This is a genomic window from Variovorax atrisoli (genome assembly GCF_014195185.1).
In the GTDB taxonomy this organism is placed as follows: domain Bacteria; phylum Pseudomonadota; class Gammaproteobacteria; order Burkholderiales; family Burkholderiaceae_C; genus Variovorax; species Variovorax atrisoli.
Window position 1 is genome coordinate 781,834 of the sequence record NZ_JACIBG010000003.1, and the last position, 25,535, is coordinate 807,368.

The following is a 25,535-nucleotide window of genomic DNA, read 5'->3' on the forward strand; positions in this document are numbered from 1 at the left end:
GCGGACCGCCGGTCAGTAGTCCGGCTGCCAGTCGACCGTGATGAGACGCCCGGGCAGGTCGACCTTGTCGACGAAGGCCGAGACGAAAGGCACCATGCGCTCGATCGCCTTGCCGCCCTCTTCGGCGGCCAGCACGAGCGTGGTCTGCGGGCCGGTGGCGAGAAGCTCGCGCACCGTGCCGAGCGCGACGCCTTCGCGGTTGACCACGGCCAGGCCGATCAGGTCGACCCAGTAGTACTCGTCGTCTCCGGCCGTCGGGAAGCTCGAGCGCGGCACGAACACGCGCGCACCGCGCAGCGCCTCGGCCGCGTTGCGGTCAGGCACGTCCGCGGATGCGGCGACGATGCAGTCGGAATGTTCCTTGGCTTCGCGGATCGCGAGCCGGAAGGCTGTGCTCGCCGAGGCTCCGGGAGCCTGCAGGAACCAGCGCTTCGATGAGAAGAGCGCCTCGGGTTGGGCGCTGTGGGGCAGGACCTTGAACCAGCCCTTGATGCCCCAGGCATCGGCGATGCGCCCTACTTCGATCGCATCCGCCGGCAATTCGGCGGCTTCGAGTGAAGGCAGCATCGCCGTGCGGGCGGCTTAGGCCGCCGCCTTGGGAGCTGCAGCAGCAGCTTGCTTGATCAGGCGCAGAACGGTGGGCGAAGCTTGTGCGCCGACGCTCTTCCAGTACGCCAGGCGGTCCTGGGCGATACGGATGCTTTCTTCGTTTTCCTTGGCGGTCGGGTTGTAGAAGCCCAGGCGCTCGATGAAACGGCCATCGCGGCGAACGCGCTTGTCCGACACGACGATGTTGAAGAACGGACGGCCTTTGGAGCCGCCGCGGGAGAGTCGAATGACGACCATGATTTATCCTTGGGTGGTCAGCAGGCCTCGTGGATTGAAAAAGGCCCGCTCACAATGTTCTTCCAGCGTCGAGACACGCGACTGGCCACCCGGCCAGCGACACGCTGAAAAGCCCGCGATTATAGCCCGACCCGCGTTTTTCTCCGAATTCCGACCTCGCCCGATCCTCGCGCCGCCCGTTTCACCCGCATGCCCCTCGCCATCCGACCCAGCCGCGAAGAAGACATCGCAGCCATCACCGCCATCTACGCACACCACGTGCTGCACGGTACCGGCACCTTCGAGACCGAGCCGCCCTCTCCCGCCGAAATGGCCTCCCGCCGCGCCGATGTGCTCGCGAGGAATCTGCCCTACCTGGTCGCGGAAGAAGATGGCGAAGTGTTGGGTTTTGCCTACTGCAACTGGTTCAAGCCGCGCCCGGCCTACCGCTTTTCGGCCGAGGACTCGATCTACGTGTCGGAGTCAGCGCGCGGCAAGGGTCTGGGCGCCAAGCTCTTGGCGGCGCTGTCGCAGGCGGCCGAGGCAGCGGGCGTGCGCAAGCTGATCGCGGTCATCGGCGACTCGGCCAACGCGGGCTCCATCGGCGTGCATCGCAGCCAGGGCTTCACGCACGTCGGTGTGCTCAAGGACTGCGGCTGGAAGTTCGGCGAATGGCGCGACGTCGTATTGATGGAGAAGGTGCTCGGCGAAGGCAGCACCACCAGACCCGAATGAAAAACAAGACCGTTGCCGCCTGGCTTTCCTTCCTCGGCGGCCCCCTGGGACTGCACCGTTTCTACCTGCGCGGCCTGGGCGACTGGCTCGGCTGGCTGCTGCCTATTCCTACCGCGCTGGGCGTCTACGGCATCGAGCGCGTGCGCATGTACGGCGTGGACGACGGGCTGAGCTGGGTGCTGATTCCGCTGCTGGGATTCACCATCGCCGGCTGCGCCCTGATGGCCATCGTCTACGGCCTCATGACGCCCGAGAAGTGGAACGCCCGCTTCAACGCCAGCGCCCCGGCCGACGCCGAACCGGGCCGCACCAACTGGTTCACCATCGGCGCGGTCGTGCTGGCCCTCTTCTTCGGCAGCACGATCCTGATGGCGAGCATCGTCTTCAGCTTCCAGCGCTACTTCGAGCACCAGATCGAAGAGGGACGGAAGATTTCGCAGTAGCCGCCGTCAGAACAGCTGCATGCTGATCCAGTAGGCAATAGCCGCCACGAACGCCGAAGCCGGGATCGTGAAGATCCAGGCCCACACGATGTTCCCCGCCACGCCCCAGCGCACCGCGCTCGCGCGCTGCGTGGAGCCGACGCCGACGATGGCGCCGGTGATGGTGTGGGTGGTCGACACCGGGATGCCCAGCGCGGTGGCCAGGAACAGCGTCAGGGCGCCGCCGGTTTCGGCGCAGAAGCCGCCCACGGGCTTGAGCTTGGTGATCTTCTGGCCCATGGTCTTGACGATGCGCCAGCCGCCGAACATGGTGCCCAGCGCGATCGCGGCGTAGCAGCTCACGATGACCCAGGTCGGCGGGGCCGATTCACTGGCGGAGGCGTAGCCCGTGGCGATCAGCAGCATCCAGATGATGCCGATGGTCTTCTGCGCGTCGTTGCCGCCGTGGCCCAGGCTGTAGGCGCCGGCCGAAACCAGCTGCAGCCGGCGGAACCAGCGATCGATGCGCGACGGGGTGGCGCGGCGGAAGCCCCATGCCACCACGACCATCATCAGCGAGCCGAGCACGAAGCCCAGCAGCGGCGACACGAAGATGAAGGCCACCGTCTTCCAGATGCCCGAGGCGACCAGGCCGCTGGTGCCGGTCTTGGCGATCACGGCACCCACGATGCCGCCGATCAGCGCGTGCGACGAGCTGCTCGGAATGCCGTAGTACCAGGTCACGAGGTTCCAGCTGATGGCGCCCACGAGCGCGCCGAACACCACGTGCACGTCGACCACCCCCGGCTGGGCGATGCCCTTGCCCACGGTGGCGGCCACGCTGAGATGAAAGATGAAGATCGCGATCAGGTTGAAGAAGGCCGCGAAGACCACCGCCTGCCCGGGCCTGAGAACTCCGGTGGAGACCACCGTCGCGATCGAATTGGCGGCGTCGTGGAATCCGTTCATGAAGTCGAACAGGATCGCCAGAGCGACCAGCACCACAACCACCCAGAGGGCGACCTGAACCGTTGCCATCGGTCGCTGCCCGCTTACGAGTTCTCGAGGACGATGCCCTCGATCACGTTGGCCACGTCCTCGCACTTGTCGGTGATGGTCTCCAGCAGCTCATAGATCGCCTTGAGCTTGATCACCTCGCGCACGTCGGGCTCCTCGCGAAACAGCTTGCTCATGGCGCTGCGCATCACGCGGTCGGCGTCCGATTCGAGGCGGTCGATCTCCTCGCAGGTCTTCAGCGTGGCCTCTGCCATGGTCGGGTCAGCGATGCGGCCCAGGAACTTGACGGCGTCCTTCAGGCGGTCGCAGCACTTCACGCTCAGCGAGGTGAGGCGCACGATCTCTTCCGTCATGTGGCGCACGTCGTACAGCGCCATGGTCTCCGCCGAGTCCTGGATCAGGTCGGCCACGTCGTCCATCGTGTTGATGAGCTTGTGGATCTGCTCGCGGTCGATGGGGGTGATGAAGGTCTTGTGGATCAGCCGGTTGACGTCGTGCGTGACGCGGTCGGCAGCGCGCTCGGCGTTGTCGACGTCGCGGTTGTACTGCTCGCGCAGGTGCACGTCGCTGTAGTTGGCCACCAGTTGCTCGAAGGCCCGCGCCGCCTCGACGATGCGCTCGGCGTGCTGGTTGAACATCTCAAAAAAATTCCCCTCGCGGGGCAGCAGCTTGCCGAACATGTGGCGCTCTCCTGGGATCTCGGAACTTGCCCGTCACATCCGCGTGACAGGGTGATGAAAAACCGTGCAAGTGTAATGGGAGGGCAAAGCCGGGCCGGGGGGCCGGGCTCCCGCCCCGCCGTCGGTCAGCTGCGGATGCGCTCGATGACCTGGCCGGAAACCCGCGCCAGCGCGGCGCGCGGCACCTTGTCGGGGGCGATCTCGGCCAGCGGCTTGAGCACGAAGGCCCGCTCGCGCATGCGGGGATGCGGCAGGCTCAGCGCGGGCGTGTCCTTGACGGTGTTGCCATGCGTGAGCAGGTCCAGGTCGAGCGTGCGCGGCGCGTTGGGGAAGGGCCGCTCGCGCCCGGCCTGGTCTTCGAGCAGCTGCAGCTCCGAGAGGAATGCCTCGGCCGTCAGGCCGGTACGCACCGCCACCACCGCATTGATGTAGTCGGGCCCCGAGGATTCGATGGGCGCGCTGCGGTAGAGCGACGAGCGCGCCGTGACCACGGTGCGCTCGATGGTGCCGATGGCCTCCATGGCCGCCTTCACCGCGGCCTGGGCATCACCCAGGTTGGCGCCGATGGCGACGAAAGCCTGCACGGTCGGGTATTCGTCCTTCGGACGTCGCGCAGACTGGGCACCGCCCGGAGGCCGGGCCTGTGCGCGCTTCGCGGGCGGCGGGGCAGCGCGCTTGCCTGCGGGAGCACGGGGCGAGCTCCCCTTTCTGCCGTCACCGTCGCCCCTGGGGCGGTCGGGCTTGTTCTTCATGCGCCCGCAGCGCTGCCGCCGCCCTCACCACCGCCTCCGGTGCGCGGCTTGCGCCGACGCCGGCGCTTGCGCGGCACCACGGCTTCGCCGTCGGGCGGCACGGCCACGGTCTCGACCTCGTCGCCCTCGTCGCTGCGGCCCGCGTCGGCCGCACGGCGGCCTGCCGGCTCGGCGCGGGGCTTCGGGGGCTGGGGCGTTTCGCGCACGCGCACGCGCTGGCGCACCTTCTGCTCCTCGCGCACCTGCTCCAGCAGGTCCGAACGGCGCGCGTCGTCGGAGGTGCTGAATTCCTGCCACCACTCGGCGATGGCTTCGCTCACCTCGCCCACGTCCGCGCGCAGGCGCATGAAGTCGAAGGCGGCACGGAAGCGGGCCTGCTCGACCAGGCTGTAGGGCGTGGAGCCGGTGCGCTTGTCGAAGCGCGGCTGCATCATCCAGATCTCGCGCATGTCGGCCGCCAGCTTGCCGCGGCCCGACACGTCGCCGATGCGGGCGTTGAACACGTCGTCGATCGCGTCCTGCAGCGCCGGGAACGGCGGCTGCGCGCGCTGGCCGTTGCGGCCCTCCTGGCGCTGGGCCCAGCCGTCGCGCACGTCGGCCCACAGCACGCAGGCCAGCAGGAAGCTGGGCGCCACGGGCTTGCCCTCGCCCACGCGGCGGTCGGTGTCCTGCAGGGCAGCCTTCACGAACGGCTGGTCGGCGCGCTCCACCACCACGTCGAGCAGCGGGTAGATGCCGCGGGCCAGGCCGAGCTTGCGGAGCTGCTCGACCGTCGCGATGGCGTGGCCGGTCTGCAGCAGCTTGAGCATCTCGTCGAAGAGGCGGCTCTGCGGCACGTCGGCCAGCAGCTTGCTCGATTCGACCAGCGGCGCCGCCGTCTTGGCCTCCAGCTTGAAGCCCAGGGCCGCGAGCTTGGCCGAGAAGCGGATGGCGCGGATGATGCGCACCGGATCTTCGCGGTAGCGCGTGGCGGGGTCGCCGATCATGCGCAGGGTGAGCTTCTGGGCGTCCTTGATGCCGTTGTGATAGTCCACCACCACCTGGTTGGCCGGGTCGTAGTACATGGCGTTCACGGTGAAGTCGCGGCGCGCGGCGTCTTCTTCCTGCGGGCCCCAGACGTTGTCGCGCAGCACACGGCCGCTGGCGTCCACCGCGTGCTTCATGCTCGCGAGCTCGCCCTTGCTGGTGCGCTCGTTGCCTGCCACCTGCTCGGCCGCGGCGTTGTCCATGTAGGCCCGGAAGGTCGAGACCTCGATCACCTCGTGCTCGCGCCCGCGGCCGTACACCACGTGCACGATGCGAAAGCGCCGCCCGATGATGAAGGCGCGGCGGAACAGCGCCTTCACCTGCTCCGGCGTGGCGTTGGTGGCCACGTCGAAGTCCTTGGGACGCAGGCCCAGCAGAAGGTCGCGCACCGCGCCGCCCACCACGTAGGCCTCGTAGCCTGCCTGCTGGAGCGTGGTGACCACGTTCTTCGCCCGCTCGTCGACCAGGGCAGGATCAATTCCGTGGACCTCGGCCGGCACCTCCTGGCGCTTGCCGAAACGGCTCTTGCCCTGCGTGCCGCCGGCACCCTTGCCGAGCAGCTTGTCGATGAATTTCTTGATCATTGTTGTTGGAAGCCTTGTTCGCTCTTCTATTCGTTCTCGAGCATGGAGCGGATCAGCGGAATGGTGATCGCGCGTTGCGTCTGCAGGGCGTAGCCGTCGAGCTGCGTGAGCAGCTCCATCAGGCTGCCGAGGTCGCGGCTGAAGCGGTGGAGCATGTAGTCGAGCACGTCGTCCGACAGCATCACGCCGCGCGCGTCGGCCGCCTGGCGCAGCACCGCGCGGCGTTCGCTTTCGCTGAGCACCTGCATGTGGAAGACATGGCCCCAGCCGAGGCGGGTGCGCAGGTCCTCGCGCAGCGGCAGGTCGGCCGGCGGCAATGCGCCGGCGGCGACCACGCCGCGCTGCAGCGTCTGGGCGTTGACGAACCAGTTGAAGGCCGCGTGCTGCTGCACGGCGGTGTAGAGGTGCACGTCGTCGAGCAGGACGGCGCCCCAGCGCTCGTCGAACTCGGGCGGCTCCAGCAGGCCCGCATGGAGCCAGCCCACGCTGGCGCCCTGCTCGCGCAGTGCGACGCGCACCGATTCGAGCAGATGGGTCTTGCCGCTGCCGCCGTCGCCCCACAGGTAGGTGGGCACCGGCGAGTGCAGCACGGGGCTGCCGGCGCCGCCCACCCACACTTGCAGGTGCCGCAGAGCCGCCTCGTTGGGGCCGGCGAAAAAGGCGTCGAAGCTGGGGCCCGTCGCAATGCCGATATCGAGCGCGAGCTGTTTCATCCCGGGAAGGTTCATGGAGGGGGCCGCGGGGGCCCTTAAAATCATCGGGAATTCTATCGGCCCGGCCAACATGGTTGCCGGCGCCCCTTCCGCCCCCACTCTTTGCGTCTCTTCCGACCTCGACCACCCATGACTTCCTCCACGCCCACCCCGCTCAGCTACAAGGACGCCGGTGTCGACATCGATGCAGGCGACGCCCTGGTCGACCGCATCAAGCCGCTGGCGAAGAAAACCCTGCGCGAAGGCGTGCTGGCCGGCATCGGCGGCTTCGGCGCCCTGTTCGAGGTGCCCAAGCGCTACAAGGAACCCGTGCTCGTGAGCGGCACCGACGGCGTGGGCACCAAGCTCAAGCTGGCCTTCGAATGGAACATGCACGACACGGTCGGCATCGACCTGGTGGCCATGAGCGTCAACGACGTGCTGGTGCAGGGCGCCGAGCCCCTCTTCTTCCTCGACTACTTCGCCTGCGGCAAGCTCGACGTGGACACCGCCGCGGCGGTCGTCGGCGGCATCGCCCGCGGCTGCGAGCTCTCCGGCTGCGCGCTGATCGGCGGCGAAACCGCCGAGATGCCCGGCATGTACCCGGCCGGCGAATACGACCTGGCGGGCTTCGCGGTCGGCGCGGTCGAGAAGTCGAAGATCCTCACGGGCCAGAACGTCAAGCCCGGCGACGTGGTGCTGGGCCTGGCCTCGGCCGGCGTGCACTCCAACGGCTTCAGCCTGGTGCGCAAGGTGATCGAGCGCGCGCAACAAGGTGGGGCCGACCTGCCCGCCACCCTCGACGGCAAGCCCTTCCGCGAGGCCGTGATGGAGCCCACCCACCTCTACGTGAAGCCGGTGCTCGAGGCGCTGGGCAAGCACCCGATCAAGGCGCTGGCGCACATCACCGGCGGCGGCCTGCTCGAGAACATCCCGCGCGTGCTGCCCGAAGGCACGGCCGCCCACCTCAAGAAGGGCAGCTGGCCGCAGACCGAGCTGTTCGCCTGGCTGCAGAAGGTGGCCGGCATCGACGACATCGAGATGAACCGCACTTTCAACAACGGCATCGGCATGGTGGTGGTCATCGACGCCGCCGAAGCTGCCGCCTGCGCCGCCACGCTGCGTGCCGCCGGCGAAACGGTGCACGAGATCGGCGTGATCGCCGAGCGCGGCGAAGGCGCGGCCGTGGTCGTCGGCTGACCGCCGGCTGCTGCGTCCACTTTTTCGAAGAACAGAGCACGCACCCGCACCGGATGGCCAACAAGCCGCAGCCCTCCCCCATCGCCTCGCCGGCGTCCTCCGCCTTCCGTCCGGCCGCATCGCGCGGCGTGACCATCGCCAGCTACCTGCTGATGCTGGGCGCCCTGATGCTGGTGATGTGGGAGCACCTGCTGCCGGGCCTGCTGTGCGTCTGCATCGGCTTTCTCGTCACGCGCTGGTTCGCGCGCCTGCTGGCCTCGGGGCTGGGACGCATTCCGGCGCTGGCCAGGCGGCCCGGCAGCGCCCAGGGCTGGGCCGGCGTGGTGGCCGTCACGGTGGTGCTGCTGGCGCCCATCGCGCTGATAACGCTGGGGCTGTCGCAGGCCCGCGAATACATCGTCGATGCGCCCGACCAGTACCGCGAGCTGCTCGACTACACCGCGCGCACCGTGCTGGAGCTGCGCTCCAAGCTGCCGGTGGAGATCGCGGTCTACCTGCCCGAGGGCGCGGCCGAGGTGCAGCGCGTGATCGCCAACTACCTGCGCGCGCAGGCCGGCTCGCTGGCCGTGGCAGGACGCGCGTGGCTGCACGGCATTCTTTTCTCGTACGTGGGCCTGATCATCGGCAGCCTGGCCGCCGTGTCCCACGCGCCGATGCGGCGCCTGCCGCTGGCCGAACAGCTGCACCGGCGCGTGCAGACCTTCGGCGAGGCCTTCGCCCAGATCGTGGCGGCCCAGTTCTGGATCGCCGCCTTCAACACGCTGCTGACGGCCATCTTCCTGCTCTTCATCATGCCGCTGTGGGACGCGCACCTGCCCTACACGCCGGCGCTCATCACCCTCACCTTCCTGGCCGGCCTGGTGCCGATCGTGGGCAACCTGGTCTGCAACTCGGTGATCACGCTGGTGGGCCTGTCGGTGTCGCCGGTCACGGCCGCGGCCTGCCTGATCTTCCTGATCGTGATCCACAAGGCCGAGTACGTCATCAATGCCAAGGTGGTGGGCGCGCGCACGCAGATGAGCGTGTGGGAACTGCTGGCGGTGATGTTCGTGGCCGAGGCGGTCTTCGGCCCGGCCGGGCTGGTGGCGGCGCCGCTGTACTACGCGTACCTGAAGAAAGAGCTGCAGGCGGCTTCGCTGGTCTGACGGGGCCTTCGCCCCGGTCGATGTCCTGATCTGATCGATTCTGGTCCTGCGCCGAGCGGACCGGAAGCTGGCGCGCCGCAAGAATGAGCGGCATCATCCACTCCGCTCCCGCCCGCGAGCCCCGCAATGAAAACCTGTCTGATAGTGATCGACGCCCAGGAGTCGTTCCGCCAGCGCGCCTACTGGAACGAAAGCCAGGCCGCGCCCTACTTCGCCGCGCAGAACGCGCTGATCGAAGGCGCCGCAGCCGCGAGCCTGCCCATCGTGCGGGTCTTCCACACCGACGAGCCCTCCGACGCGAGCAACCCCTTCGCGATCGAATCGGGCCACGTGCGCCCCATCGGCGGCCTCGCCGCCTTCGACGCGGCCGCCACTTTCACCAAGCACCGCCACAGCGCGCTGGTCAACAGCGGACTGGACGTTTGGCTCACGCAGAACGGCATCGGGCGGCTGATCGTGAGCGGCATCCGCACCGAGCAATGCTGCGAGACCACCACCCGCCACGCCTCCGACCTGGGCTGGGAAGTGGACTACGTCACCGACGCCACCCTCACCTTCGACATGAAGCATCCCGACGGCAGCCCGCTCGCCGCCGCCGACATCAAGGCCCGCACGGCCGCCGTGCTGCATGAGCGGTTCGCCACCGTCTGCACCGTGGCGCAGGCGCTCGAACGGGCCGTGGCGTGAACGGCATGAGCGGCATGACCAGGCGCGTGCTGATCCTCGCGTTCGACGGCGTCGAGGCGCTGGACTTCGCCGGCCCCTTCGAGGTGTTCACCACTGCGAGCCGGGTCGGGCAGCGGCTGCGGCCGGGCTCGCCGGCGCTGTTCGAGGTCGCTTCGGTGGCCCACGCCACCGCAGGCCAGGCCGTTCAGGCGCGTGCAGGCCTCCGGCTGCTGGCCAGCCACACGCTGGCCGGCAGTCCGGCGGCCGACGTGCTGATCGTTCCCGGCGGCGTGGTCGACGCGCCGATGGCCTGCTCCGACACCCTGCGCTGGATAGCCGATCAGGCAGCCGGCGCGAAGATCGTCGCCTCGGTCTGCACCGGCGCCTTCCTGCTGGCCCGAAGCGGCGTGGTGACCGATGACCCGGTCACGACCCACTGGGAAGACATCGCCGAGCTACGCGAGCGCTTCCCCTCGCTCGACGTGCGCGAGGGCGTGCGCTGGGTGGACAACGGCCGCATCGTCAGCTCGGCGGGCATCAGCGCCGGCATCGACATGAGCCTGCACCTCGTCGAACGGCTGGCCGGGCTCGAGCTCGCAGAGCGCACCGCGCGACAGATGGACTACGAATGGAACCGCAGCAACCCGAACCAGCCCCCATCCGCGTAGTGTTCGTCCTCCTGCCCGGCAGCCTCGTGCTCGACTGGGCTGGCCCGGCAGAGGCGCTGCGCATCGCCAACCAGCGGCTGCACGCGGCGGGGCGGGCCGAGCGCTTCGCCATCGAGTTCGCCAGCCCGCGGCCGACGGCCATGGGCTCGGTCGGCGTGGCGCTCGCAGGGCTCTCACCGCTGCCCACGGCGTGGGACGGCCCCGGCTGGGTCGTGCTGGTCGGCCTGCCCGGCGACGCCATCGCCATCGACAACCCCGAGACACAGGACCTGCTGCACTGGCTGCGCGGCCTGCGCTTCGAACGCGGCCGGTTGGAGCTGGTGACGGTCTGCGCCGGCGCCGTGCTGGCCGCGCACGCCGGGGCGCTGGCTGGCCGTCGCGCCACCACGCACCACCATCACCTGGGCGAGTTGCGCGAGGTCGAGCCGCGCTGCGAGGTGGTGAGCAACCGCGTGTTCGTGATCGATCCGCCGCTCTACAGCAGCGCGGGCGTGACCACCGGCATCGACCTGATCCTGCACCGCATCGGCGAGCTGTGCGGAGAGGCGCTCGCGGCGCAGGTCGCGCAGTCGATGGTGATGCCGCTGCGCCGGGGGCCGCACGATCCAGAGCTCTCGCCCTTCCTCGCCTACCGCAACCACCTGCACGCCGCCCTGCATCGCGTGCAGGACGCCGTGAGCGAGCGGCCGCAGGCCGACTGGAACGTGCCGCGCATGGCCGAGGTGGCGCACACCTCTGCGCGGCACCTCACGCGGCTCTTCGTCGAGCATGCGGGCGTGGCGCCGCTGGCCTACCTGCGGCGGCTGCGGCTCGCGACGGCCCAGCTGGCGCTGGCCTCGGGCGCAAGCGTGACGCGGGCGGCGGAGCAATCGGGCTTCGGCTCCGACACGCAGCTGCGCCGCGCATGGCACCAGTTCGGGCTGCCGGGGTCGCCTTCGGAAGCGGGATCGTCTTCCCGCGCCTGACGCCGCTCAGTGCCAGACGCCTGCGGGCGCCGGCCCCGGCACGCGCAGCAGCTTGTCGTCGCCGATCTCCAGCAGCCGGTTGGCCGCGTAGCTGTTCTGCGAATCGGGCTCCAGCGCCGCGCTGACCAGCGGCGACAGCGGCTGCGCCAGCGACACGTAGAAGCTGCCCGGCTGCACCACCGCGCGGCCGTGGCGCAGCCGCACGCGGAAGCTGCGGATCGCCTCGCCGTCCTCGATGGCGCCGCGCGCGTCCTGCCGCTGGCCATCGGCCTGCGAGAGGATCTCGTAGCGCTCCACCGACCATGGCGCCGCACTGTCGATGCGTTCCACGCGCACGCCCAGCATCTGCAGGCGCTGCACGGCCACGGTCTCGCTCGAAGCCAGCAGGTAGCCGCAGGGGCGAGGACGCGCATTGACGATCTTCAGCGGCTCGGCGGCGCGCCATTCGACGTCGACGGCCTTGTCCTCGCCGGTCTTCGCATCGAGGAATTCGAGCCGCTGCTTCGTCGGCGTCTGCCAGGCCTCGACCACCAGATCGCCGCGGCAGGCATCGGCCTTGGCGCGCTGGCCGGCCTGCGCGGTGAGCTGCATCAGCGCAGGCCCCTGCTTCGCCGCTGTCTCGATGACCGTGGTGGCCGCGAGCACCTGCGTGTGCACGCGGCGCGCGAAATGCGCCCGGCCCAGCCCCACACCGCGCACTTCGAGCAGCAGGCTCACGGCCTGGTGCAGCGCACTCACGTTGCGGCCGGTGTCGGGCTGCACGCCGCCCATCGACACCGTGCGATCGTCGGACTTGCCGCCGGAGGTGGTGTGGTACTTGAAGCCCTGCAGCCCGGCCCGCGCGAAGGCGGCCTGGATGGCGTCGACGTAGTCGCGCTGCGCGCTCGCGGCGATGGCAGCGTCGATGTTGCCCACGGTGGCGGGCTGCAGCAGGCCGTCGTATTTCATGACGGCGCCGAACTTGTCGATCCAGCGCCCGCCGACAGTGAATTCGTGCAGGTCGAGCACCACCTGCGGCGCGTAGCGCAGGGTGGCCGCCGCGATCACGCGCGCCTCGGGTGTGCGCAGCAGCAGGTGGTCGCGATTGACGTCGATGCCGTTGGCGGTGACGCGGGTGAAGCGCTCGGCGCCGTCGGGATTGCCGCGCGGCACCAGCACGAGATTGACCTTCTTCAGCAGCGCCGAGCCCGGTTCCGCGGCGAACTGCTGCGCCAGCGCCAGTACTGCTTCACCGCCGGCCGGCTCGTTGCCGTGCTGCTGGCCGATCACCATCACCGTGGGCCGGGTCGGGTCGACGCGGCCCTGCTCGGCCAGCACCACCAGCGGCATCTCGCGTCCCTGCTGCGACGTCCCGATGCGCTCGATGCGCACGCTGGACGACTGGCGCGCCAACTCGTCGAGGAAGGCAAGCATTTCGGCATGCGAGGGAAAGTCGGTGCGGCCCGGGCGAAAGCCCGGCGTTGCATAGCTTACCGGCGGATCGGGAAAGCGCGCGGCGATGGCCGGCGGCTCGACCCACACCTTGGCGGGCTCGAACTGGGCCAGGGCCGAGGCGGACGACAGCAGGGCCAGGCCGGAAACGCACAGGAAGCGGAGGAAGGGGGCGCGCAGCATGGCGCGCATTGTCCTCCGGCGCGACTCGTAGCAGATTCAGCTGTCGTTCAGTTCAACCTGTGCCGGCATCCGAAAGCCGCAGGCGCACCCTCTTCTTCCAGAGATACCGCGGAACCGGCTCCGCCGGGCCGCAGGTATCGTCCCCCGGAAGGGGATTGGCGCAGCGACACGAAGTGCGCGAAGCCTGGGGGCGAGTCAAGTGCAGGCCCGGGCGCGCCCCAGCAGCAGGGCCCGCTCGCGGGTGTTGCGCGTGAGCGAGGCGGCGCGGTCGAACTCCCTGCGCGCCTCGTCGAGGCGGCCGAGCTTGAAGAGCAGGTCGCCGCGCACCGCCGGCAGCAGGTGATAGCCCTTGAGCGCGGGCTCGTCCAGCAGCGCATCGGCCACCTCCAGCCCGGCCGCCGGGCCGAAGGCCATCGACAGCGCCACCGCGCGGTTGAGCTCGACGATGGGCGACGGCGCGAGTTCGGCCAGCGCGTCGTAGAGGGCGGCGATGCGGCCCCAATCGGTCTCGTCGGCGGAGCGCGCGCGGCCGTGGCAGGCGGCGATGGCGGCCTGCAGCGCATAGGGGCCGAGCGCGCCGCCCAGCGACTCGGCCCGCGCGAGCGCAGCGAGGCCGCGTCGGATCAGCATCTGGTCCCAGCGCGCGCGGTTCTGCTCCAGCAGCAGCACTGGCTCACCCGAGGGCCCCATGCGCGCGGCGGTGCGCGAGGCCTGGATTTCCATCAGCGCGACCAGCCCGTGCACTTCGGATTCCTTCGGCACCAGCTCGGCCACGATGCGGCCCAGGCGCAGCGCTTCCTCGCACAGCGAGGGGCGCATCCAGTCGTCGCCGGCGGTGGCCGAGTAGCCCTCGTTGAAGACCAGGTAGATCACCTCCAGCACCGAGGCGAGCCGCGCCTCCAGCTCGTGCCGGCGCGGCACCTCGAAGGGCACGCGCGCCTCGGCCAGGGTGCGCTTGGCGCGCACGATGCGCTGCGCCACCGTGGCCTCGGGCACGAGGAAGGCGCGGGCGATCTCGTCGGTGGTCAGGCCGCCCATCACCCGCAGCGTGAGCGCCACCCGCGCCTCGGTCGAGAGCACCGGGTGGCAGGCGGTGAACACCAGCCGCAGCAGGTCGTCGCCGATGTCGTCGTCCAGCGCGGCATCGACGGCCTCGGCGAAGTCGTCCTGCGCCATCTCGTGCTGCGCGTCGAGCTCGCGGCCGATCTCGCCGGCCTTGTGCTCGGCCAGCTGCAGGTGGCGCAGGCGGTCGAGGGCGCGGCGCTTGGCCACGGCCGTGAGCCATGCAGCGGGGTTGTCGGGCACGCCCGATTCGCTCCATTGCTCCAGGGCCGAGACCAGCGCGTCCTGGGCCAGCTCCTCGGCCAGGCCCACGTCGCGCACCATCCGCGCGACGGTGGCGATGATCTTCGCGGACTCGATGCGCCACACCGCCTCGATGGTGCGGTGGATGGCGGCAGCGTCCGCGCGGCCCTCGCCCCGGCTCATGCCTCGGGCTTCTTCACCGTCTGCATCGAGGTGAATTCGCCGGCCACCGCCTGCACGTCGGCCGGGAAGTCTTCCATCTCCTGGATCTGGCGCACCTCGATGACCTCGTTGTCGCCGCCGGGGCAGCGGCTGGCCCACTCGATGGCGGCGGCGCGCGAGGGCACGTCGATGATCCAGAAGCCGCCCAGCACTTCCTTGGCCTCGGCGAAGGGGCCGTCGACGACCTTGGGCTTGCGGTTCTTGAAGCTCACGCGCGCGCCCATCGAGGGCGGGTGCAGGCCGTCGCAGCTGACCAGCACGCCGGCCTTCTGCAGCGACTCGTTGTAGGCCATCATGGCCGACACCGCCTCGACGTCGTCTGGGACGGTGCCGGGCGCGGCGTTCTCGTAGCCGTGGGGAATCATCAGCAGCATGAATCGCATGGTGCGTCTCCTTCGGTGTGGCGGCGCGGCCGGCTCAGCCGCCAGCCTTGGTGCGGGCCTCGGTCTCGGCGCGCAGGCGGTCTTCCTGGGCGAGCAGCTCGGGCGTCATGGAGTCGCCGAAGTCGGCGGCCTCGAACACCTGGCGGATCTCGATCTCGCCTTCCTGGAAGGGGCTGCGCTTGATCCACTCGATAGCCTCCTCCTTCGACTTGCACTGGAACAGCCAGAAGCCGGCCAGCAGTTCCTTGGTCTCGGCGAAGGGGCCGTCGATGACGGTGCGCTTGGTCGGTCCCTCGCAGCGCACGCGCACGCCCTTGGAGCTCGGGTGCAGGCCCTCGCCCGCCAGCAGCACGCCGGCCTTGACCAGTTCCTCGTTGAACTTGCCCATGGCGGTGAGGATTTCGGTGCTGGGCATCACGCCGGCTTCGGAATCGGCGTTGGCCTTGACCAGAATCATGAATCGCATGTCGTTTCTCCTGAAGGTTGATGGGGGTGAAGCGGCCAGGGAACCTGCCCGCTCCTGTTCACACGTCGGACGGGCGGACGCCGGATCGACACGGAAGCGTCGATCCATTTGTAATTTTGTGTTTCGGAAACTGGGGTTTCAGGGCAGGTAGCCGCAAAAGCGCAGCACATGGCCGTCGGGTTCGCGTATCGCGAATTCGCGCAGTCCCCAGGGCTGGGAAACGGGCGGCTCGATGACCGTCACGCCGCGCTTCACGTAGGCGGCGTGCAGGCCGTCGATGTCCTTGCCCACGTGGATCACGATCTCGCCGCGCCAGGGTTTCGCCTCGCGCGCGTTGCATTGCCACAGCCGCAGGTAGACCGGGTCGCCGTAGCTGCGGTCGCCCTTCTTTACCCGGGCGTAGCTGGGCGGCTCGCCGGCGATGAAGTCGAGCTCGAAGCCCAGCACGTCGCGGAACCACCGCGCGGCGCGGGTGACGTCCGACACCGGCAGCACGGGCTGCACGCCGTGGAACTGATGCAGTGTGCCCAGGTCGGGCGCGGAGCTGACGCCGGCCTGGGTTGCCATCTGCTCAGCTCGCCAGCCGGCGCAGGGCGGCGACCCGCTCGGCGATGGCGTCGAGGTCCAGGGCGTCCTCGGCCTTCGCCAGGTAGGTTTCGAGGTCGCGCACCGCCAGCGTCGTGTTGCCCTGCTCGGCATGGGCGATGCCGCGGTCGCGGTACTCGCCCCAGGCGCTGGGCAGCAGCGCGATCAGGCGGTCCTGCACGGAAATGACGCGCTGCCAGTCTTCCTGCGCGTGGTGCATTTCCTTCAGGTTGCGCAGCATGCGCGCGATGATCTCGCGCGAGCTGGCCGGCTGCAGGTAGAGGCCCAGCGGCACGTCGAAGTCGCCGACCAGGCCGTTGCTGCGCTTGTAGGGCTCCAGGCGTTCGCCCAGCTCCTCGCGCGACAGCGACTTGCCGGTGAACGGGTCGATCACCACCTGCCCCTTGGGCAGCGTGACCTTGAGCATGAAGTGCCCCGGAAACCCGATGCCGCGTGCCTGCAGGCCCAGGCCCTGCGCCAGCTCCATCCACAGCACCGCCAGCGAGATCGGAATGCCGCGGCGGGTGCGCAGCACGGCGTTGAGGTAGCTGTTGTCGGGGTCGTAGTAGTCGTTGACGTTGCCGCCGAAGTTCAGGTCGCTGAAGAAGAACTGGTTCAGCGCCCGCAGGCGGGCCAGCGGTGCGGCGTCGGCCGGAAGGCGGCGGCGCAGGCGGGCCAGGAGCTGGTCGACGTCGCCCAGCACCTGCTGCACGTCGAGGTCGGGGTACTCGTCCTGCGCCAGGCTGGCGGCGGCTTCGAGCAGCGGAAACTGGTCGTCGCTGCGCACCAGCGACTCGAAATATTCCAGGGCGGTCGGAACCTGAAAGCTGAACGTCATGTGGCTTTGTAGAGGAGCATTTCCGGAGCGTCAAGAAGGGGCACACGCGTATTGCGCACGCCTGAAAGGCCCCTGCAAGGTCTCAGCGGCGGATGAAGCTGCGCAACCGCACGCCGACCGCCGCCAGCACGCCGAAATACAGCAGTGCCGAGCCGGCGATCAGCGCGGCCAGCAGGCCGATGCGCAGCAGGCGCTGCTCGCGCAGCGCGACCCAGTCGAAATGCGCCGAGCCCCACACCAGCAGGCCCGCCAGCACCGCGGTGCCGGCGGCCACCTGCAGCGCGAACCTGCCCCAGCCCGGCTCGGGCTTGTAGCTGCCGCGGCGGATCAGCCCGACGAGCAGCCAGGCCGAATTCACCAGCGCGCCGATGGCGATCGTCAGCGTGAGCGCCGCGTGCTGCAGGACCGGCACCAGGAACACGTTGAGGATCTGCGTCAACACCAGCACGCCCACGGCGATGAGCATCGGCGTGCGCGTGTCGTGCTTGGCGTAGTAGCCCGGCGCGAGCACCTTCACCGCCACGATACCGACGAGCCCGACGCCATAGCCCATCAGCGCCAAGGTCGTGCGGTTCACGTCCTCGCCCGAGTAGGCCCCGTTGTGGAAGAGCACCGCCACCAGCGGCTTGGCGAACAGCAGCAAGGCGATCGCGCACGGTGCCGACAGCAGCACCACGAGGCGCAGGCCCCAGTCGAGCAGCGAGGAATAGCGCGCGTCGTCCTTGGCGGCGCGGGCGCCGGCCAGCTGCGGCATCAGCACCACGCCCAGCGCCACGCCGAGCATCGCGGTCGGGAACTCCATCAGCCGGTCGGCATTGGTGATCCAGGTGACGCTGCCCACCGCGAGGTGAGATGCGATCTGCGTGTTGATGAGCAGCGAGATCTGCGCCACGCTGACGCCCAGCAGCGCCGGCAGCATCAGCTTGAGCACCTTGCGCGTGTTCGGGTCGGTCCAGGCGGTGCGCAGCGCCCGCAGGCTCATGCCCAGCCGCGGCAGCAGGCCCAGCCTGCGCAATGCGGGAATCTGCAGGGCCAGCTGCAGCACGCCGCCGGCCATGACGCCCACGCACTGGGCGTAGATCGGCTCGATGCCCCAGTGCCGGAAGAGCGGCGCCCCGACCAGGATCGACAGGATCAGCGCCACGTTGAGCAGCACCGGCGACGCCGCCGGCACCGCGAACTTGCGCCATGTGTTGAGGATGCCGCCCGCCAGCGCCACCAGCGACATGAAGCCGATGTACGGGAACATCCACCGCGTCATGACCACCGCGGCGTCGAAGCCGGGCAGCCCGCTGGCCATGGCCCAGACCAGCAGCGGCGCCCCGGCCACGCCGGCCACGCAGACGATCACCAGGGTCCAGGTCAGCAGCGTGGCAACGTGGTCGATGAGCTGGCGGGCGCCCTCCTCCCCTGCCTCGGTCTTGCGGGCGGCCAGCACCGGCACGAAGGCCTGGCTGAAGGCGCCCTCGCCGAAGACGCGCCGGAACAGGTTCGGGATGCGGAATGCGACGTTGAAGGCATCGGTGAGCGCGCTGACGCCGAAAACCGAGGCGAAGAGCACGTCGCGCACGAGGCCCGTGATCCGCGAGGCGAGGGTCAGCAGGGAGACGGTGGAGGCGGATTTGAGCAGGGACACGGGGGCCGAGTTTAGGCCCCGCCGGAGCCCCGAAACGCCCGGATTCGGCGGAAAAGCCAACCCGGCCTATAATGGAGGGCTTTGCTGCATCATCCTCAGACACCTAAGGACATAAATCATGGCATCCGCCAAGCCCAAGAAAAAGAACCCGCGCCTCGCCTCCGGCCGTAAGCGCGTCCGCCAGGACACCAAGCTGAACGCTGCGAACACCTCGCTGCGTTCCAAGTACCGTACCGCTGTCAAGAACGTCGAAAAGGCTGTTCTGGCTGGCGACAAGACCAAGGCAAGCGAGCTGTTCGCGAAGGCCCAGAGCATCGTCGACGCGATCGCCGACAAGGGCATCTTCCACAAGAACAAGGCCGCCCGCGACAAGAGCCGCCTGTCGGCCAAGGTCAAGGCCCTCGCCCTCGCGCCTGCAAAGGCCGCCGCCTGACACCTGTCAGGCAAGCCCGGACCGGAATCCTCCGGTCCGCCGTTTGATCGGGGTGCGCTGCAGCAAAGTGAAAAACCGCCTTCGGGCGGTTTTTTCATGCCCGAACGGTTGGCAGATGCAGGCGGACCCGGACGGCGGGCAAAGAAAAAGGCCCTGTCAGGCCTTCTTGGGTGGGGTCGCAGGGATCTGCGCAGAGGCTGACGCAGGCGGGATGGGTGCGTCGGGCACCAGGCAGGCCTCGGCGACCTGCAGGTCGTTGTCCCTGGCGAAGTTCACGCAGAAGTCCCAGGCCATCGGCTCGGCGTCGCGCAGCGCGCGGTTCACGACCACGCACTTCACGCCGTTGATGGTCGTGGGAATGCACCACGGCGAATAGCTCAGGTAGCTGCCCGGAAAGGCGCCGCCGGGCCGGAAGGAGCTCATCACGCCGGCCAGACGCTCGGCCCAATCGCTCGGGCGAAAGGTCCGGCCATCCTTGGTGATGCCCTGGATGAAGATTTCTTTGGCTGTGGGGGAAATCATCGTTGAATGAAGCGACCGAGGCAGGTGCTGCGGTGCAGCAAGCGATTCTATCCGCGCCCCTTTTTGCATCCTGAACATGGGGCATTGCTGTGATGCGCAATCCTCAACGAAGCCGTCAAGGCACACGCCTAGAATCCGCCTTCCCTATCTGGAGAACCCGAATGAGCGCTACCGCCCAGCCCACCTCGCCCCACGTCATGAACACCTACGGTCGCCTGCCGATCGCACTGTCGCACGGTCAGGGTTGCCGAGTCTGGGACACCGCGGGCAAGGCCTATCTCGACGGCCTCGGCGGCATCGCGGTGAACACGCTGGGCCACAACCACCCCGAGCTGGTGCCCGCTCTGCAGGACCAGCTGACCAAGCTGATCCACAGCTCCAACTACTACCACGTGCCCGGCCAGGAGCAGCTCGCCACCAAGCTGACCGAACTCTCGGGCCTCACCAACGCCTTCTTCTGCTGCACCGGCCTCGAAGCCAACGAAGCCGCCCTCAAGCTGGCGCGCAAGTTCGGCCACGACAAGGGCATCGAGCGCCCCGAGATCGTCGTCTACGAAGCCGCCTTCCACGGCCGCAGCATCGCCACCCTCTCGGCCACCGGCAATCCAAAGGTGCAGGCCGGCTTCGGCCCGCTGGTCGAGGGCTTCATCCGCGTACCGCTGAACGACATCGAGGCGCTAAAGAAGGCCACCGAAGGCAATCCGAACGTGGTCGCCGTGTTCTTCGAGACCATCCAGGGCGAAGGCGGCATCAACCCGATGCGCTGGGACTACCTCAAGCAGGTGCGCCAGCTGTGCGACGAGCGCGATTGGCTCATGATGATCGACGAGGTGCAGTGCGGCATGGGCCGCACCGGCAAGTGGTTCGCCCACCAGTGGGCGGGCATCAAGCCCGACGTGATGCCGCTGGCCAAGGGCCTGGGCTCGGGCGTGCCGATCGGCGCGGTGGTGGCCGGCCCCAGGGCCGCCAACATCTTCGGCCCCGGCAACCACGGCACCACCTTCGGCGGCAACCCGCTGGCGATGCGCGCAGGCGTCGAGACCATCCGCATCATGGAAGAGCAGAACCTGCTCGAGAACGCCGCCACCGTGGGCGCCCACCTGAAGGCGGCGCTGGAGCGCGAGCTCGGCGGCCTGAGCGGCGTGAAGGAAGTGCGCGGCCAGGGCCTGATGATCGGCATCGAGCTCGACCGTCCCTGCGGCGCCATCCTCAACCGCGCCTGCGACGCCGGCCTGCTGCTGAGCGTGACGGCCGACAAGGTGATCCGCCTCGTGCCGCCGCTCATCCTGAGCATCGCCGAGGCCGACGAGATCGTCGCGATCCTCGCGCCCATCGTCAAAAACTTCCTGTCGGAGCCTGCAGCCCAATGACGACGACCGCGCCCGCCATCCGCCACTACCTGCAGTTCTCGGACTTCACGGCCGACGAATACGCCTACCTCTTCGATCGCATGGCGATCATCAAGAAGAAGTTCAAGACCTACGAGAAGCACCAGCCGCTGGTCGACCGCACGCTGGCCATGATCTTCGAGAAGGCCAGCACGCGCACCCGCGTGAGCTTCGAGGCCGGCATGTACCAGCTCGGCGGCAGCGTCGTGCACCTGACCACCGGCGACAGCCAGCTCGGCCGCGCCGAGCCCATCGAGGACAGCGCCAAGGTCATCAGCCGCATGGTCGACCTGGTGATGATCCGCACCTACGAGCAGACCAAGATCGACGCCTTCGCCGCACACTCTCGCGTGCCGGTCATCAACGGCCTGACCAACGAGTTCCATCCCTGCCAGATCCTGGCGGACATCTTCACCTACATCGAACACCGCGGATCCATCCAGGGCAAGACGGTGGCGTGGGTCGGCGACGGCAACAACATGGCCAACACCTGGCTGCAGGCGGCCGAGATCCTGGGCTTCACCGTGCACGTGAGCACGCCCAGCGGCTACGAGGTCGACCAGTCGATCGCCGGCATCCGCTCGGGCGACAGCTACAAGGTCTTCAAGGACCCGATGGAAGCCTGCCGCGGTGCCGACCTCGTCACCACCGACGTCTGGACCAGCATGGGCTACGAGGCAGAGAACGAGGCGCGCCGCAAGGCCTTTGCCGACTGGTGCGTCGACGAGGAAATGATGCGCGCGGCCCAGTCCGACGCCCTCTTCATGCACTGCCTGCCCGCCCACCGCGGCGAGGAAGTGCAGGCCGAGGTCATCGACGGTCCGCAGTCGGTGGTGTGGGACGAGGCGGAGAACCGCCTGCACGCCCAGAAGGCCCTGATGGAGTTCCTGCTGCTCGGCAGGCTCTGATCGGGCAGGCAACCTTCCGAGCCGCGAAGCGCCGCGCATGGAACTGATGAACCGCTACCTGCCGCGCTACCAGTTCGCGGAGGAGCACAGCCTCCACGTGCCGGCCGCGCCCGGTCGCGTGCTCGAGATCGCGAGCCGCCCCGAGGTGGTCGACGACCCGGTCGCCCGCCAGCTGATCGCGCTGCGCGAGCTGCCGAACCGGCTCGCAGGTCGATTGGGTTTCGCGTCGAACCTGCAGCACCGCCCTGCCTTCAGCCTGGCCGAGTTCACGCCGCTGGGCCGCGATGGCGAGAGCGAGCTGGCCTTCGGCCTCGCGGGCCGCTTCTGGCAGTCCGACTATGGGCTGGTTCCGCTCGCCGACGCCTGCGCCTTCACCGCGCTCGACGCCACCGGCCTTGCCAAGCTGGTGCTCAACTTCACCGCCCAGCCCGAGGGCCAGGGCACGCGCCTCACCACCCGCACGCGCATCTGGTGCGGCGACGAGGCCTCGCGGCGCCGCTTCAACCTCTACTGGCTGCTGATCCGTCCCGCGAGCGGGCTCATCCGCCGCCGGCTCCTGCGGCGCGTGCACGACGCAGCCCTGCAACCATGAACACCTGCCAGCAATGCGGCGCCTGCTGCGCCAGCTACCGCGTCGACTTCAGCGTGCATGAGCTCGACGAGAACGGCGGCAAGGTGCCTTCGGGCCTCGCCGTAGAGGTGAACGACGCCATCTGCCGCATGCGCGGCACCGACCACGCATCGCCGCGCTGCGCCGCACTCACCGGCAAGATCGGGCAGTCGGTGGGCTGCGGCATCTACGAGTGGCGACCGAATCCGTGCCACGAGCTGGAGGCCGGCAGCGACGCCTGCGAGCGTGCGCGGGCCCGGCACGGCCTGCCCGCGCTGTCTTCGCTGCACTGATCGCGGCCCCGGCTTCAACTCGTCACGTCTGGTGTTGGAAATAACCGACACCACGACCCCTCGCCCGGCGCTAACTTCGCGCCATGCGTTCACTGCAACCCCGCCCCCGTATCTGGGACATCTCGCCGCCCGTGCATGAAGGCGCGCCGGTCTTTCCCGGCGACACACCCTACCAGCAGCGCTGGGCCGCGACCATTTCGCCGGGCTGCCCGGTCAACGTCAGCGAGATCAAGCTCTCGCCTCATGTCGGCGCCCATGCCGACGCCCCGCTGCACTACGACCCCGAAGGCCAGACCATCGGCGACGTCGACCTGACGCCCTTCCTCGGCCCCTGCCGCGTGATCCACGCCATCGACAAGGGCCCGCTGATCGAGTGGGAGCACATCTCCCACGCCATCGACAGCCACCTGCCCGCCCGCGTGCTGGTGCGCACCTACGCAACGATGCCGGTCGGCCGCTGGGACCCGGAGCTCGCTGCCTACGCGCCCGCCACCGTCGAGCGCCTGGCCGCCATGGGCGTGAAGCTCATCGGCATCGACACCGCCAGCATCGACCCGGCCGACAGCAAGACGCTGGAAAGCCACCAACGCATCCGCCGCCTCGACCTGCGCGTGCTCGAGAACCTCGTGCTCGACGACGTGCCCGAAGGCGACTACGAACTCATCGCGCTGCCGCTCAAGCTGGTCAGCGCCGATGCTTCCCCCGTTCGCGCCGTGCTGCGCGAACTCCCTCGCTGAAACCTCCGCCATGACGACCCTTGAAGACTGCCGCGCGCTCGACGCGCAAGATCCGCTGCGCGCCCTGCGCGACCAATTCACTATTCCCGAAGGCGTGCTGTACCTCGACGGCAACTCGCTCGGCGTGATGCCCAAGGCCGCACCCGCGCGCATCGCCGAAGTGGTGACCAAGGAATGGGGCGAAGGCCTCATCCGCTCCTGGAACACCGCGAGCTGGTTCGACCTGCCGCAGCGCCTGGGCGACAAGGTGGCCCGCCTGATCGGCGCCGCGCCCGGCGAAGTGGTATGCACCGACAGCACGTCCGTCAATCTCTACAAGGTGCTGTTCGCCGCGCTCTCCCAGCAGAAGGCGAGCGGCCGAAAGCTGGTGATCAGCGAGCGCAGCAACTTCCCGACCGACCTCTACATCGCCGAGTCGCTGTGCCGCGAACGCGGCTTCACGCTGAAGCTGATCGACGCGAGCGAACTGCAAGGTCCGAATTCGGTGCTGACGGAGGAAGTGGCGGTGCTGATGCTCACGCATGTCAACTACCGCACCGGCGCCATGCACGACATGAAGGCCGTCACCGCCGCAGCACACGCCGTGGGCGCGCTCACCGTGTGGGACCTTGCGCACAGCGCAGGCGCCGTGCCAGTGGCGCTGAACGACAGCAACGCCGACTACGCCATCGGCTGCGGCTACAAGTACCTCAACGGCGGCCCCGGCGCGCCGGCCTTCGCCTGGGTGAACACTAGGCACGCGGGCCAGTTCGAGCAGCCGCTGTCCGGCTGGTGGGGCCACGCGGCGCCCTTCGAGTTCACGCCGCACTACCGCCCCGCTCCGGGCGTGGGCCGCTATCTGTGCGGCACGCAGCCGATCATCGCGCTGGCCGGGCTCGAATGCGGGCTCGACACGGTGCTCGCGGCCGAGTCCTTCAACGGGGACCACGGTGCGATGTCCGCGCTGCGCGCCAAGTCGCTCGCGCTGACCGACATGTTCATCAGGCTGGTCGAGGAGCGCTGCGCCGGCCACGGTCTCTCGCTGGTCACGCCGCGCGACCATGCCCAGCGCGGCTCGCAGGTCTGCCTCAGCAGGGAAGAAGGCGCCTACGCGATCGTGCAGGCCCTCATCGCACGCGGCGTGATCGGCGACTACCGCGCCGGCGACTCGCAGATGCCCGACATCCTGCGCTTCGGTTTCACGCCGCTGTACATCGGCTTCGAGGACGTGTGGAACTCGGTCGAGCACCTCGTGCAGGTGCTGGAGACCGGCGAGTGGCGACGCCCCGAATTCAACCGCAAGAACGCAGTGACATGAGCGCCGACAACAACACCTCCGCGAGCCCCGAGAGCATCGTCCACGAGGAGAAGGCGCAGCTGGACTTCAGCAAGTCCATGAGCTACGGCGACTACCTGCACCTCGACGAGATCCTCAACGCGCAGCATCCGCTGTCGCCCGCGCACGACGAGATGCTCTTCATCGTCCAGCACCAGACCAGCGAGCTCTGGATGAAGCTGATGCTGCACGAGCTGCATGCCGCCATCGCCTGCATCGCGCAGGAGAAGCTGCCCGACGCCTTCAAGATGCTCGCGCGCGTGAGCCGCATCATGGAACAGCTGGTCAACGCCTGGACCGTGCTGTCGACCATGACGCCGCCCGAGTACACGGCCATGCGCCCCTACCTCGCCAGCTCCAGCGGCTTCCAGAGCGCGCAGTACCGCTGCATCGAGTTCGCGCTCGGCAACAAGAACGCCGCCATGCTCAAGCCGCACGCGCACCGCGCCGATCTGCTCGCGCAGGTCGATGCCGCGTACCGCGCACCGTCGCTCTACGACGAGTCGCTGCGCCTGCTCGCGCGCCACGGCCTGCCCGTGCCCGCCGACCGGCTGGAGCGCGACTGGACCCAGCCCTACGAGCTCAGCGACGGCGTGGAGGCCGCCTGGCTCACGGTCTATCGCAACCCGCACGACCACTGGGACCTCTACCAGCTCGGCGAGAAGCTCACCGACCTGGAAGACGCCTTCCGCCTCTGGCGCTTCCGCCACGTGACGACGGTCGAGCGCGTGATCGGCTTCAAGCGCGGCACCGGCGGCACCGGCGGCGTGAGCTATCTGCGCAAGATGCTGGACGTGGTGCTGTTCCCCGAGATCTGGAAGCTGCGCACGGATCTGTAGCCTGCGCGCGGCGGATGAAGCACCGGCACGCCCTTCACCCGCCGCAAACGCCCTCATGGAGCTG

General features: G+C 68.9%; 30 protein-coding genes. 15 read left to right on the top strand and 15 right to left on the bottom strand.

What is annotated here, in order from left to right; genetic code table 11:
* Positions 1-12 precede the first annotated feature (12 nt).
* Both rimM and rpsP read right to left on the bottom strand, forming a co-directional pair.
* The gene (rimM, locus tag FHY06_RS14925) at positions 13-567 is read right to left on the bottom strand and encodes a ribosome maturation factor RimM (RefSeq protein ID WP_132797242.1); all 555 of its coding nucleotides are present in this window, start codon (positions 565-567) and stop codon (positions 13-15) included.
* A 15-nt stretch (positions 568-582) separates the two neighbouring features.
* Positions 583-846, bottom strand: coding sequence for a 30S ribosomal protein S16 (gene rpsP / locus FHY06_RS14930; protein ID WP_007831311.1), 264 nt, complete (start codon positions 844-846; stop codon positions 583-585).
* 189 nt (positions 847-1,035) lie between these two features.
* On the opposite strand from rpsP, the gene FHY06_RS14935 reads away from it, so the two are divergent.
* Positions 1,036-1,560, top strand: coding sequence for a GNAT family N-acetyltransferase (locus FHY06_RS14935; protein ID WP_126185390.1), 525 nt, complete (start codon positions 1,036-1,038; stop codon positions 1,558-1,560).
* Positions 1,557-2,003 (top strand): TM2 domain-containing protein, encoded by a 447-nt coding sequence (locus tag FHY06_RS14940; RefSeq protein WP_126185389.1) that lies wholly within the window; start codon positions 1,557-1,559, stop codon positions 2,001-2,003. The genes FHY06_RS14935 and FHY06_RS14940 overlap by 4 nt, the downstream gene beginning before the upstream one ends.
* A gap of 6 nt (positions 2,004-2,009) precedes the next feature.
* Here the strand turns inward: FHY06_RS14940 and FHY06_RS14945 are convergent, their stop codons facing one another.
* The 5 genes from FHY06_RS14945 to hda all read right to left on the bottom strand — a co-directional run bounded on the left by FHY06_RS14945 (position 2,010) and on the right by hda (position 6,754).
* Positions 2,010-3,020: an inorganic phosphate transporter gene (locus FHY06_RS14945; RefSeq protein ID WP_019654641.1), complete on the bottom strand. Its 1,011-nt coding sequence runs from the start codon at positions 3,018-3,020 to the stop codon at positions 2,010-2,012.
* Between the two features lie 14 nt (positions 3,021-3,034).
* Entirely contained in the window at positions 3,035-3,679 is a 645-nt protein-coding gene (locus tag FHY06_RS14950; RefSeq protein WP_184605631.1) for a DUF47 domain-containing protein, read from the bottom strand.
* 125 nt (positions 3,680-3,804) lie between these two features.
* Positions 3,805-4,263 (bottom strand): 2-amino-4-hydroxy-6-hydroxymethyldihydropteridine diphosphokinase, encoded by a 459-nt coding sequence (gene folK / locus FHY06_RS14955; protein WP_019654639.1) that lies wholly within the window; start codon positions 4,261-4,263, stop codon positions 3,805-3,807.
* A 164-nt stretch (positions 4,264-4,427) separates the two neighbouring features.
* The gene (gene pcnB, locus FHY06_RS14960; protein ID WP_132754724.1) at positions 4,428-6,041 is read right to left on the bottom strand and encodes a polynucleotide adenylyltransferase PcnB; all 1,614 of its coding nucleotides are present in this window, start codon (positions 6,039-6,041) and stop codon (positions 4,428-4,430) included.
* 26 nt (positions 6,042-6,067) lie between these two features.
* Positions 6,068-6,754, bottom strand: a complete 687-nt coding sequence (gene hda, locus FHY06_RS14965; protein WP_026346369.1) for a DnaA regulatory inactivator Hda — start codon at positions 6,752-6,754, stop codon at positions 6,068-6,070.
* Between the two features lie 129 nt (positions 6,755-6,883).
* Between hda and purM the strand changes: the two genes are divergently transcribed.
* The 5 genes from purM to FHY06_RS14990 all read left to right on the top strand — a co-directional run bounded on the left by purM (position 6,884) and on the right by FHY06_RS14990 (position 11,377).
* On the top strand, positions 6,884-7,933 hold the full coding sequence (purM, locus tag FHY06_RS14970) for a phosphoribosylformylglycinamidine cyclo-ligase (protein ID WP_184605632.1): 1,050 nt from the start codon (positions 6,884-6,886) through the stop codon (positions 7,931-7,933).
* 53 nt (positions 7,934-7,986) lie between these two features.
* Entirely contained in the window at positions 7,987-9,078 is a 1,092-nt protein-coding gene (locus FHY06_RS14975) for an AI-2E family transporter (RefSeq protein ID WP_126185385.1), read from the top strand.
* A 126-nt stretch (positions 9,079-9,204) separates the two neighbouring features.
* Complete coding sequence (locus FHY06_RS14980) at positions 9,205-9,765, top strand: cysteine hydrolase family protein (RefSeq protein ID WP_019654634.1); 561 nt, start codon at positions 9,205-9,207, stop codon at positions 9,763-9,765.
* A 14-nt stretch (positions 9,766-9,779) separates the two neighbouring features.
* Positions 9,780-10,412 carry a DJ-1/PfpI family protein gene (locus tag FHY06_RS14985; protein ID WP_184605688.1) on the top strand — a complete coding sequence of 211 codons (633 nt, stop codon included), beginning with the start codon at positions 9,780-9,782 and terminating at the stop codon, positions 10,410-10,412.
* The gene (locus FHY06_RS14990) at positions 10,373-11,377 is read left to right on the top strand and encodes a GlxA family transcriptional regulator (RefSeq protein WP_184605633.1); all 1,005 of its coding nucleotides are present in this window, start codon (positions 10,373-10,375) and stop codon (positions 11,375-11,377) included. Before FHY06_RS14985 ends, FHY06_RS14990 begins: the two co-directional genes overlap by 40 nt.
* Positions 11,378-11,383: 6 nt before the next feature.
* On the opposite strand, the gene FHY06_RS14995 is transcribed toward FHY06_RS14990, so the two are convergent.
* The 7 genes from FHY06_RS14995 to murJ all read right to left on the bottom strand — a co-directional run bounded on the left by FHY06_RS14995 (position 11,384) and on the right by murJ (position 18,426).
* Positions 11,384-12,991 (bottom strand): M14 family metallopeptidase, encoded by a 1,608-nt coding sequence (locus FHY06_RS14995; RefSeq protein WP_184605634.1) that lies wholly within the window; start codon positions 12,989-12,991, stop codon positions 11,384-11,386.
* A 195-nt stretch (positions 12,992-13,186) separates the two neighbouring features.
* A complete protein-coding gene (locus tag FHY06_RS15000; protein ID WP_132797226.1) occupies positions 13,187-14,479 on the bottom strand; it encodes an RNA polymerase sigma factor in 1,293 nt (430 codons plus the stop codon).
* Complete coding sequence (locus FHY06_RS15005) at positions 14,476-14,901, bottom strand: YciI family protein (RefSeq protein WP_184605635.1); 426 nt, start codon at positions 14,899-14,901, stop codon at positions 14,476-14,478. The genes FHY06_RS15000 and FHY06_RS15005 overlap by 4 nt, the downstream gene beginning before the upstream one ends.
* Before the next feature lie 34 nt (positions 14,902-14,935).
* Complete coding sequence (locus tag FHY06_RS15010) at positions 14,936-15,367, bottom strand: YciI family protein (RefSeq protein WP_019654629.1); 432 nt, start codon at positions 15,365-15,367, stop codon at positions 14,936-14,938.
* A gap of 138 nt (positions 15,368-15,505) precedes the next feature.
* The gene (locus FHY06_RS15015; protein WP_132754738.1) at positions 15,506-15,934 is read right to left on the bottom strand and encodes a bleomycin resistance protein; all 429 of its coding nucleotides are present in this window, start codon (positions 15,932-15,934) and stop codon (positions 15,506-15,508) included.
* A 4-nt stretch (positions 15,935-15,938) separates the two neighbouring features.
* Positions 15,939-16,790, bottom strand: coding sequence for a SirB1 family protein (locus FHY06_RS15020; protein WP_184605636.1), 852 nt, complete (start codon positions 16,788-16,790; stop codon positions 15,939-15,941).
* Between the two features lie 82 nt (positions 16,791-16,872).
* On the bottom strand, positions 16,873-18,426 hold the full coding sequence (gene murJ, locus FHY06_RS15025; protein WP_184605637.1) for a murein biosynthesis integral membrane protein MurJ: 1,554 nt from the start codon (positions 18,424-18,426) through the stop codon (positions 16,873-16,875).
* A 118-nt stretch (positions 18,427-18,544) separates the two neighbouring features.
* Here murJ and rpsT point away from each other — a divergent pair, with 118 nt between their 5' ends.
* Positions 18,545-18,859, top strand: coding sequence for a 30S ribosomal protein S20 (rpsT, locus tag FHY06_RS15030; protein WP_019654625.1), 315 nt, complete (start codon positions 18,545-18,547; stop codon positions 18,857-18,859).
* 156 nt (positions 18,860-19,015) lie between these two features.
* Here the strand turns inward: rpsT and FHY06_RS15035 are convergent, their stop codons facing one another.
* Positions 19,016-19,381, bottom strand: a complete 366-nt coding sequence (locus tag FHY06_RS15035; RefSeq protein ID WP_126185378.1) for a DUF3579 domain-containing protein — start codon at positions 19,379-19,381, stop codon at positions 19,016-19,018.
* A gap of 161 nt (positions 19,382-19,542) precedes the next feature.
* Here FHY06_RS15035 and FHY06_RS15040 point away from each other — a divergent pair, with 161 nt between their 5' ends.
* From FHY06_RS15040 to kynA, 7 genes are all read left to right on the top strand, one after another.
* The gene (locus FHY06_RS15040) at positions 19,543-20,751 is read left to right on the top strand and encodes an aspartate aminotransferase family protein (protein WP_132797218.1); all 1,209 of its coding nucleotides are present in this window, start codon (positions 19,543-19,545) and stop codon (positions 20,749-20,751) included.
* Complete coding sequence (argF, locus tag FHY06_RS15045) at positions 20,748-21,677, top strand: ornithine carbamoyltransferase (RefSeq protein WP_019654622.1); 930 nt, start codon at positions 20,748-20,750, stop codon at positions 21,675-21,677. The genes FHY06_RS15040 and argF overlap by 4 nt, the downstream gene beginning before the upstream one ends.
* Before the next feature lie 37 nt (positions 21,678-21,714).
* Positions 21,715-22,269 (top strand): hypothetical protein, encoded by a 555-nt coding sequence (locus FHY06_RS15050; RefSeq protein WP_126185377.1) that lies wholly within the window; start codon positions 21,715-21,717, stop codon positions 22,267-22,269.
* A complete protein-coding gene (locus FHY06_RS15055; RefSeq protein ID WP_019654620.1) occupies positions 22,266-22,580 on the top strand; it encodes a YkgJ family cysteine cluster protein in 315 nt (104 codons plus the stop codon). Before FHY06_RS15050 ends, FHY06_RS15055 begins: the two co-directional genes overlap by 4 nt.
* Positions 22,581-22,663: 83 nt before the next feature.
* Positions 22,664-23,317 (top strand): arylformamidase, encoded by a 654-nt coding sequence (gene kynB / locus FHY06_RS15060; protein ID WP_184605638.1) that lies wholly within the window; start codon positions 22,664-22,666, stop codon positions 23,315-23,317.
* Between the two features lie 10 nt (positions 23,318-23,327).
* Positions 23,328-24,614: a kynureninase gene (gene kynU, locus FHY06_RS15065; protein ID WP_184605639.1), complete on the top strand. Its 1,287-nt coding sequence runs from the start codon at positions 23,328-23,330 to the stop codon at positions 24,612-24,614.
* A complete protein-coding gene (gene kynA, locus FHY06_RS15070) occupies positions 24,611-25,471 on the top strand; it encodes a tryptophan 2,3-dioxygenase (RefSeq protein WP_126185374.1) in 861 nt (286 codons plus the stop codon). Before kynU ends, kynA begins: the two co-directional genes overlap by 4 nt.
* Positions 25,472-25,535: the final 64 nt, after the last annotated feature.

What these genes read in the sequence shown, in the direction of transcription:
- FHY06_RS14995 (WP_184605634.1), bottom strand. Translation starts at nt 12,991, where the DNA reads ATGCTGCGCGCCCCCTTCCTCCGCTTCCTGTGCGTTTCCGGCCTGGCC.
- FHY06_RS14985 (WP_184605688.1), top strand. Translation starts at nt 9,780, where the DNA reads ATGACCAGGCGCGTGCTGATCCTCGCGTTCGACGGCGTCGAGGCGCTG.
- purM (WP_184605632.1), top strand. Translation starts at nt 6,884, where the DNA reads ATGACTTCCTCCACGCCCACCCCGCTCAGCTACAAGGACGCCGGTGTC.
- rpsT (WP_019654625.1), top strand. Translation starts at nt 18,545, where the DNA reads ATGGCATCCGCCAAGCCCAAGAAAAAGAACCCGCGCCTCGCCTCCGGC.
- FHY06_RS15000 (WP_132797226.1), bottom strand. Translation starts at nt 14,479, where the DNA reads ATGAGCCGGGGCGAGGGCCGCGCGGACGCTGCCGCCATCCACCGCACC.
- FHY06_RS14990 (WP_184605633.1), top strand. Translation starts at nt 10,373, where the DNA reads ATGGAACCGCAGCAACCCGAACCAGCCCCCATCCGCGTAGTGTTCGTC.
- FHY06_RS14940 (WP_126185389.1), top strand. Translation starts at nt 1,557, where the DNA reads ATGAAAAACAAGACCGTTGCCGCCTGGCTTTCCTTCCTCGGCGGCCCC.
- FHY06_RS15015 (WP_132754738.1), bottom strand. Translation starts at nt 15,934, where the DNA reads ATGGCAACCCAGGCCGGCGTCAGCTCCGCGCCCGACCTGGGCACACTG.
- FHY06_RS15055 (WP_019654620.1), top strand. Translation starts at nt 22,266, where the DNA reads ATGAACACCTGCCAGCAATGCGGCGCCTGCTGCGCCAGCTACCGCGTC.
- FHY06_RS14950 (WP_184605631.1), bottom strand. Translation starts at nt 3,679, where the DNA reads ATGTTCGGCAAGCTGCTGCCCCGCGAGGGGAATTTTTTTGAGATGTTC.
- rimM (WP_132797242.1), bottom strand. Translation starts at nt 567, where the DNA reads ATGCTGCCTTCACTCGAAGCCGCCGAATTGCCGGCGGATGCGATCGAA.
- argF (WP_019654622.1), top strand. Translation starts at nt 20,748, where the DNA reads ATGACGACGACCGCGCCCGCCATCCGCCACTACCTGCAGTTCTCGGAC.
- FHY06_RS15010 (WP_019654629.1), bottom strand. Translation starts at nt 15,367, where the DNA reads ATGCGATTCATGATTCTGGTCAAGGCCAACGCCGATTCCGAAGCCGGC.
- FHY06_RS14975 (WP_126185385.1), top strand. Translation starts at nt 7,987, where the DNA reads ATGGCCAACAAGCCGCAGCCCTCCCCCATCGCCTCGCCGGCGTCCTCC.
- kynB (WP_184605638.1), top strand. Translation starts at nt 22,664, where the DNA reads ATGCGTTCACTGCAACCCCGCCCCCGTATCTGGGACATCTCGCCGCCC.
- FHY06_RS14980 (WP_019654634.1), top strand. Translation starts at nt 9,205, where the DNA reads ATGAAAACCTGTCTGATAGTGATCGACGCCCAGGAGTCGTTCCGCCAG.
- hda (WP_026346369.1), bottom strand. Translation starts at nt 6,754, where the DNA reads ATGAAACAGCTCGCGCTCGATATCGGCATTGCGACGGGCCCCAGCTTC.
- FHY06_RS15040 (WP_132797218.1), top strand. Translation starts at nt 19,543, where the DNA reads ATGAGCGCTACCGCCCAGCCCACCTCGCCCCACGTCATGAACACCTAC.
- FHY06_RS14935 (WP_126185390.1), top strand. Translation starts at nt 1,036, where the DNA reads ATGCCCCTCGCCATCCGACCCAGCCGCGAAGAAGACATCGCAGCCATC.
- rpsP (WP_007831311.1), bottom strand. Translation starts at nt 846, where the DNA reads ATGGTCGTCATTCGACTCTCCCGCGGCGGCTCCAAAGGCCGTCCGTTC.
- FHY06_RS15050 (WP_126185377.1), top strand. Translation starts at nt 21,715, where the DNA reads ATGGAACTGATGAACCGCTACCTGCCGCGCTACCAGTTCGCGGAGGAG.
- FHY06_RS15005 (WP_184605635.1), bottom strand. Translation starts at nt 14,901, where the DNA reads ATGCGATTCATGCTGCTGATGATTCCCCACGGCTACGAGAACGCCGCG.
- kynU (WP_184605639.1), top strand. Translation starts at nt 23,328, where the DNA reads ATGACGACCCTTGAAGACTGCCGCGCGCTCGACGCGCAAGATCCGCTG.
- FHY06_RS15020 (WP_184605636.1), bottom strand. Translation starts at nt 16,790, where the DNA reads ATGACGTTCAGCTTTCAGGTTCCGACCGCCCTGGAATATTTCGAGTCG.
- kynA (WP_126185374.1), top strand. Translation starts at nt 24,611, where the DNA reads ATGAGCGCCGACAACAACACCTCCGCGAGCCCCGAGAGCATCGTCCAC.
- FHY06_RS15035 (WP_126185378.1), bottom strand. Translation starts at nt 19,381, where the DNA reads ATGATTTCCCCCACAGCCAAAGAAATCTTCATCCAGGGCATCACCAAG.
- FHY06_RS14945 (WP_019654641.1), bottom strand. Translation starts at nt 3,020, where the DNA reads ATGGCAACGGTTCAGGTCGCCCTCTGGGTGGTTGTGGTGCTGGTCGCT.
- pcnB (WP_132754724.1), bottom strand. Translation starts at nt 6,041, where the DNA reads ATGATCAAGAAATTCATCGACAAGCTGCTCGGCAAGGGTGCCGGCGGC.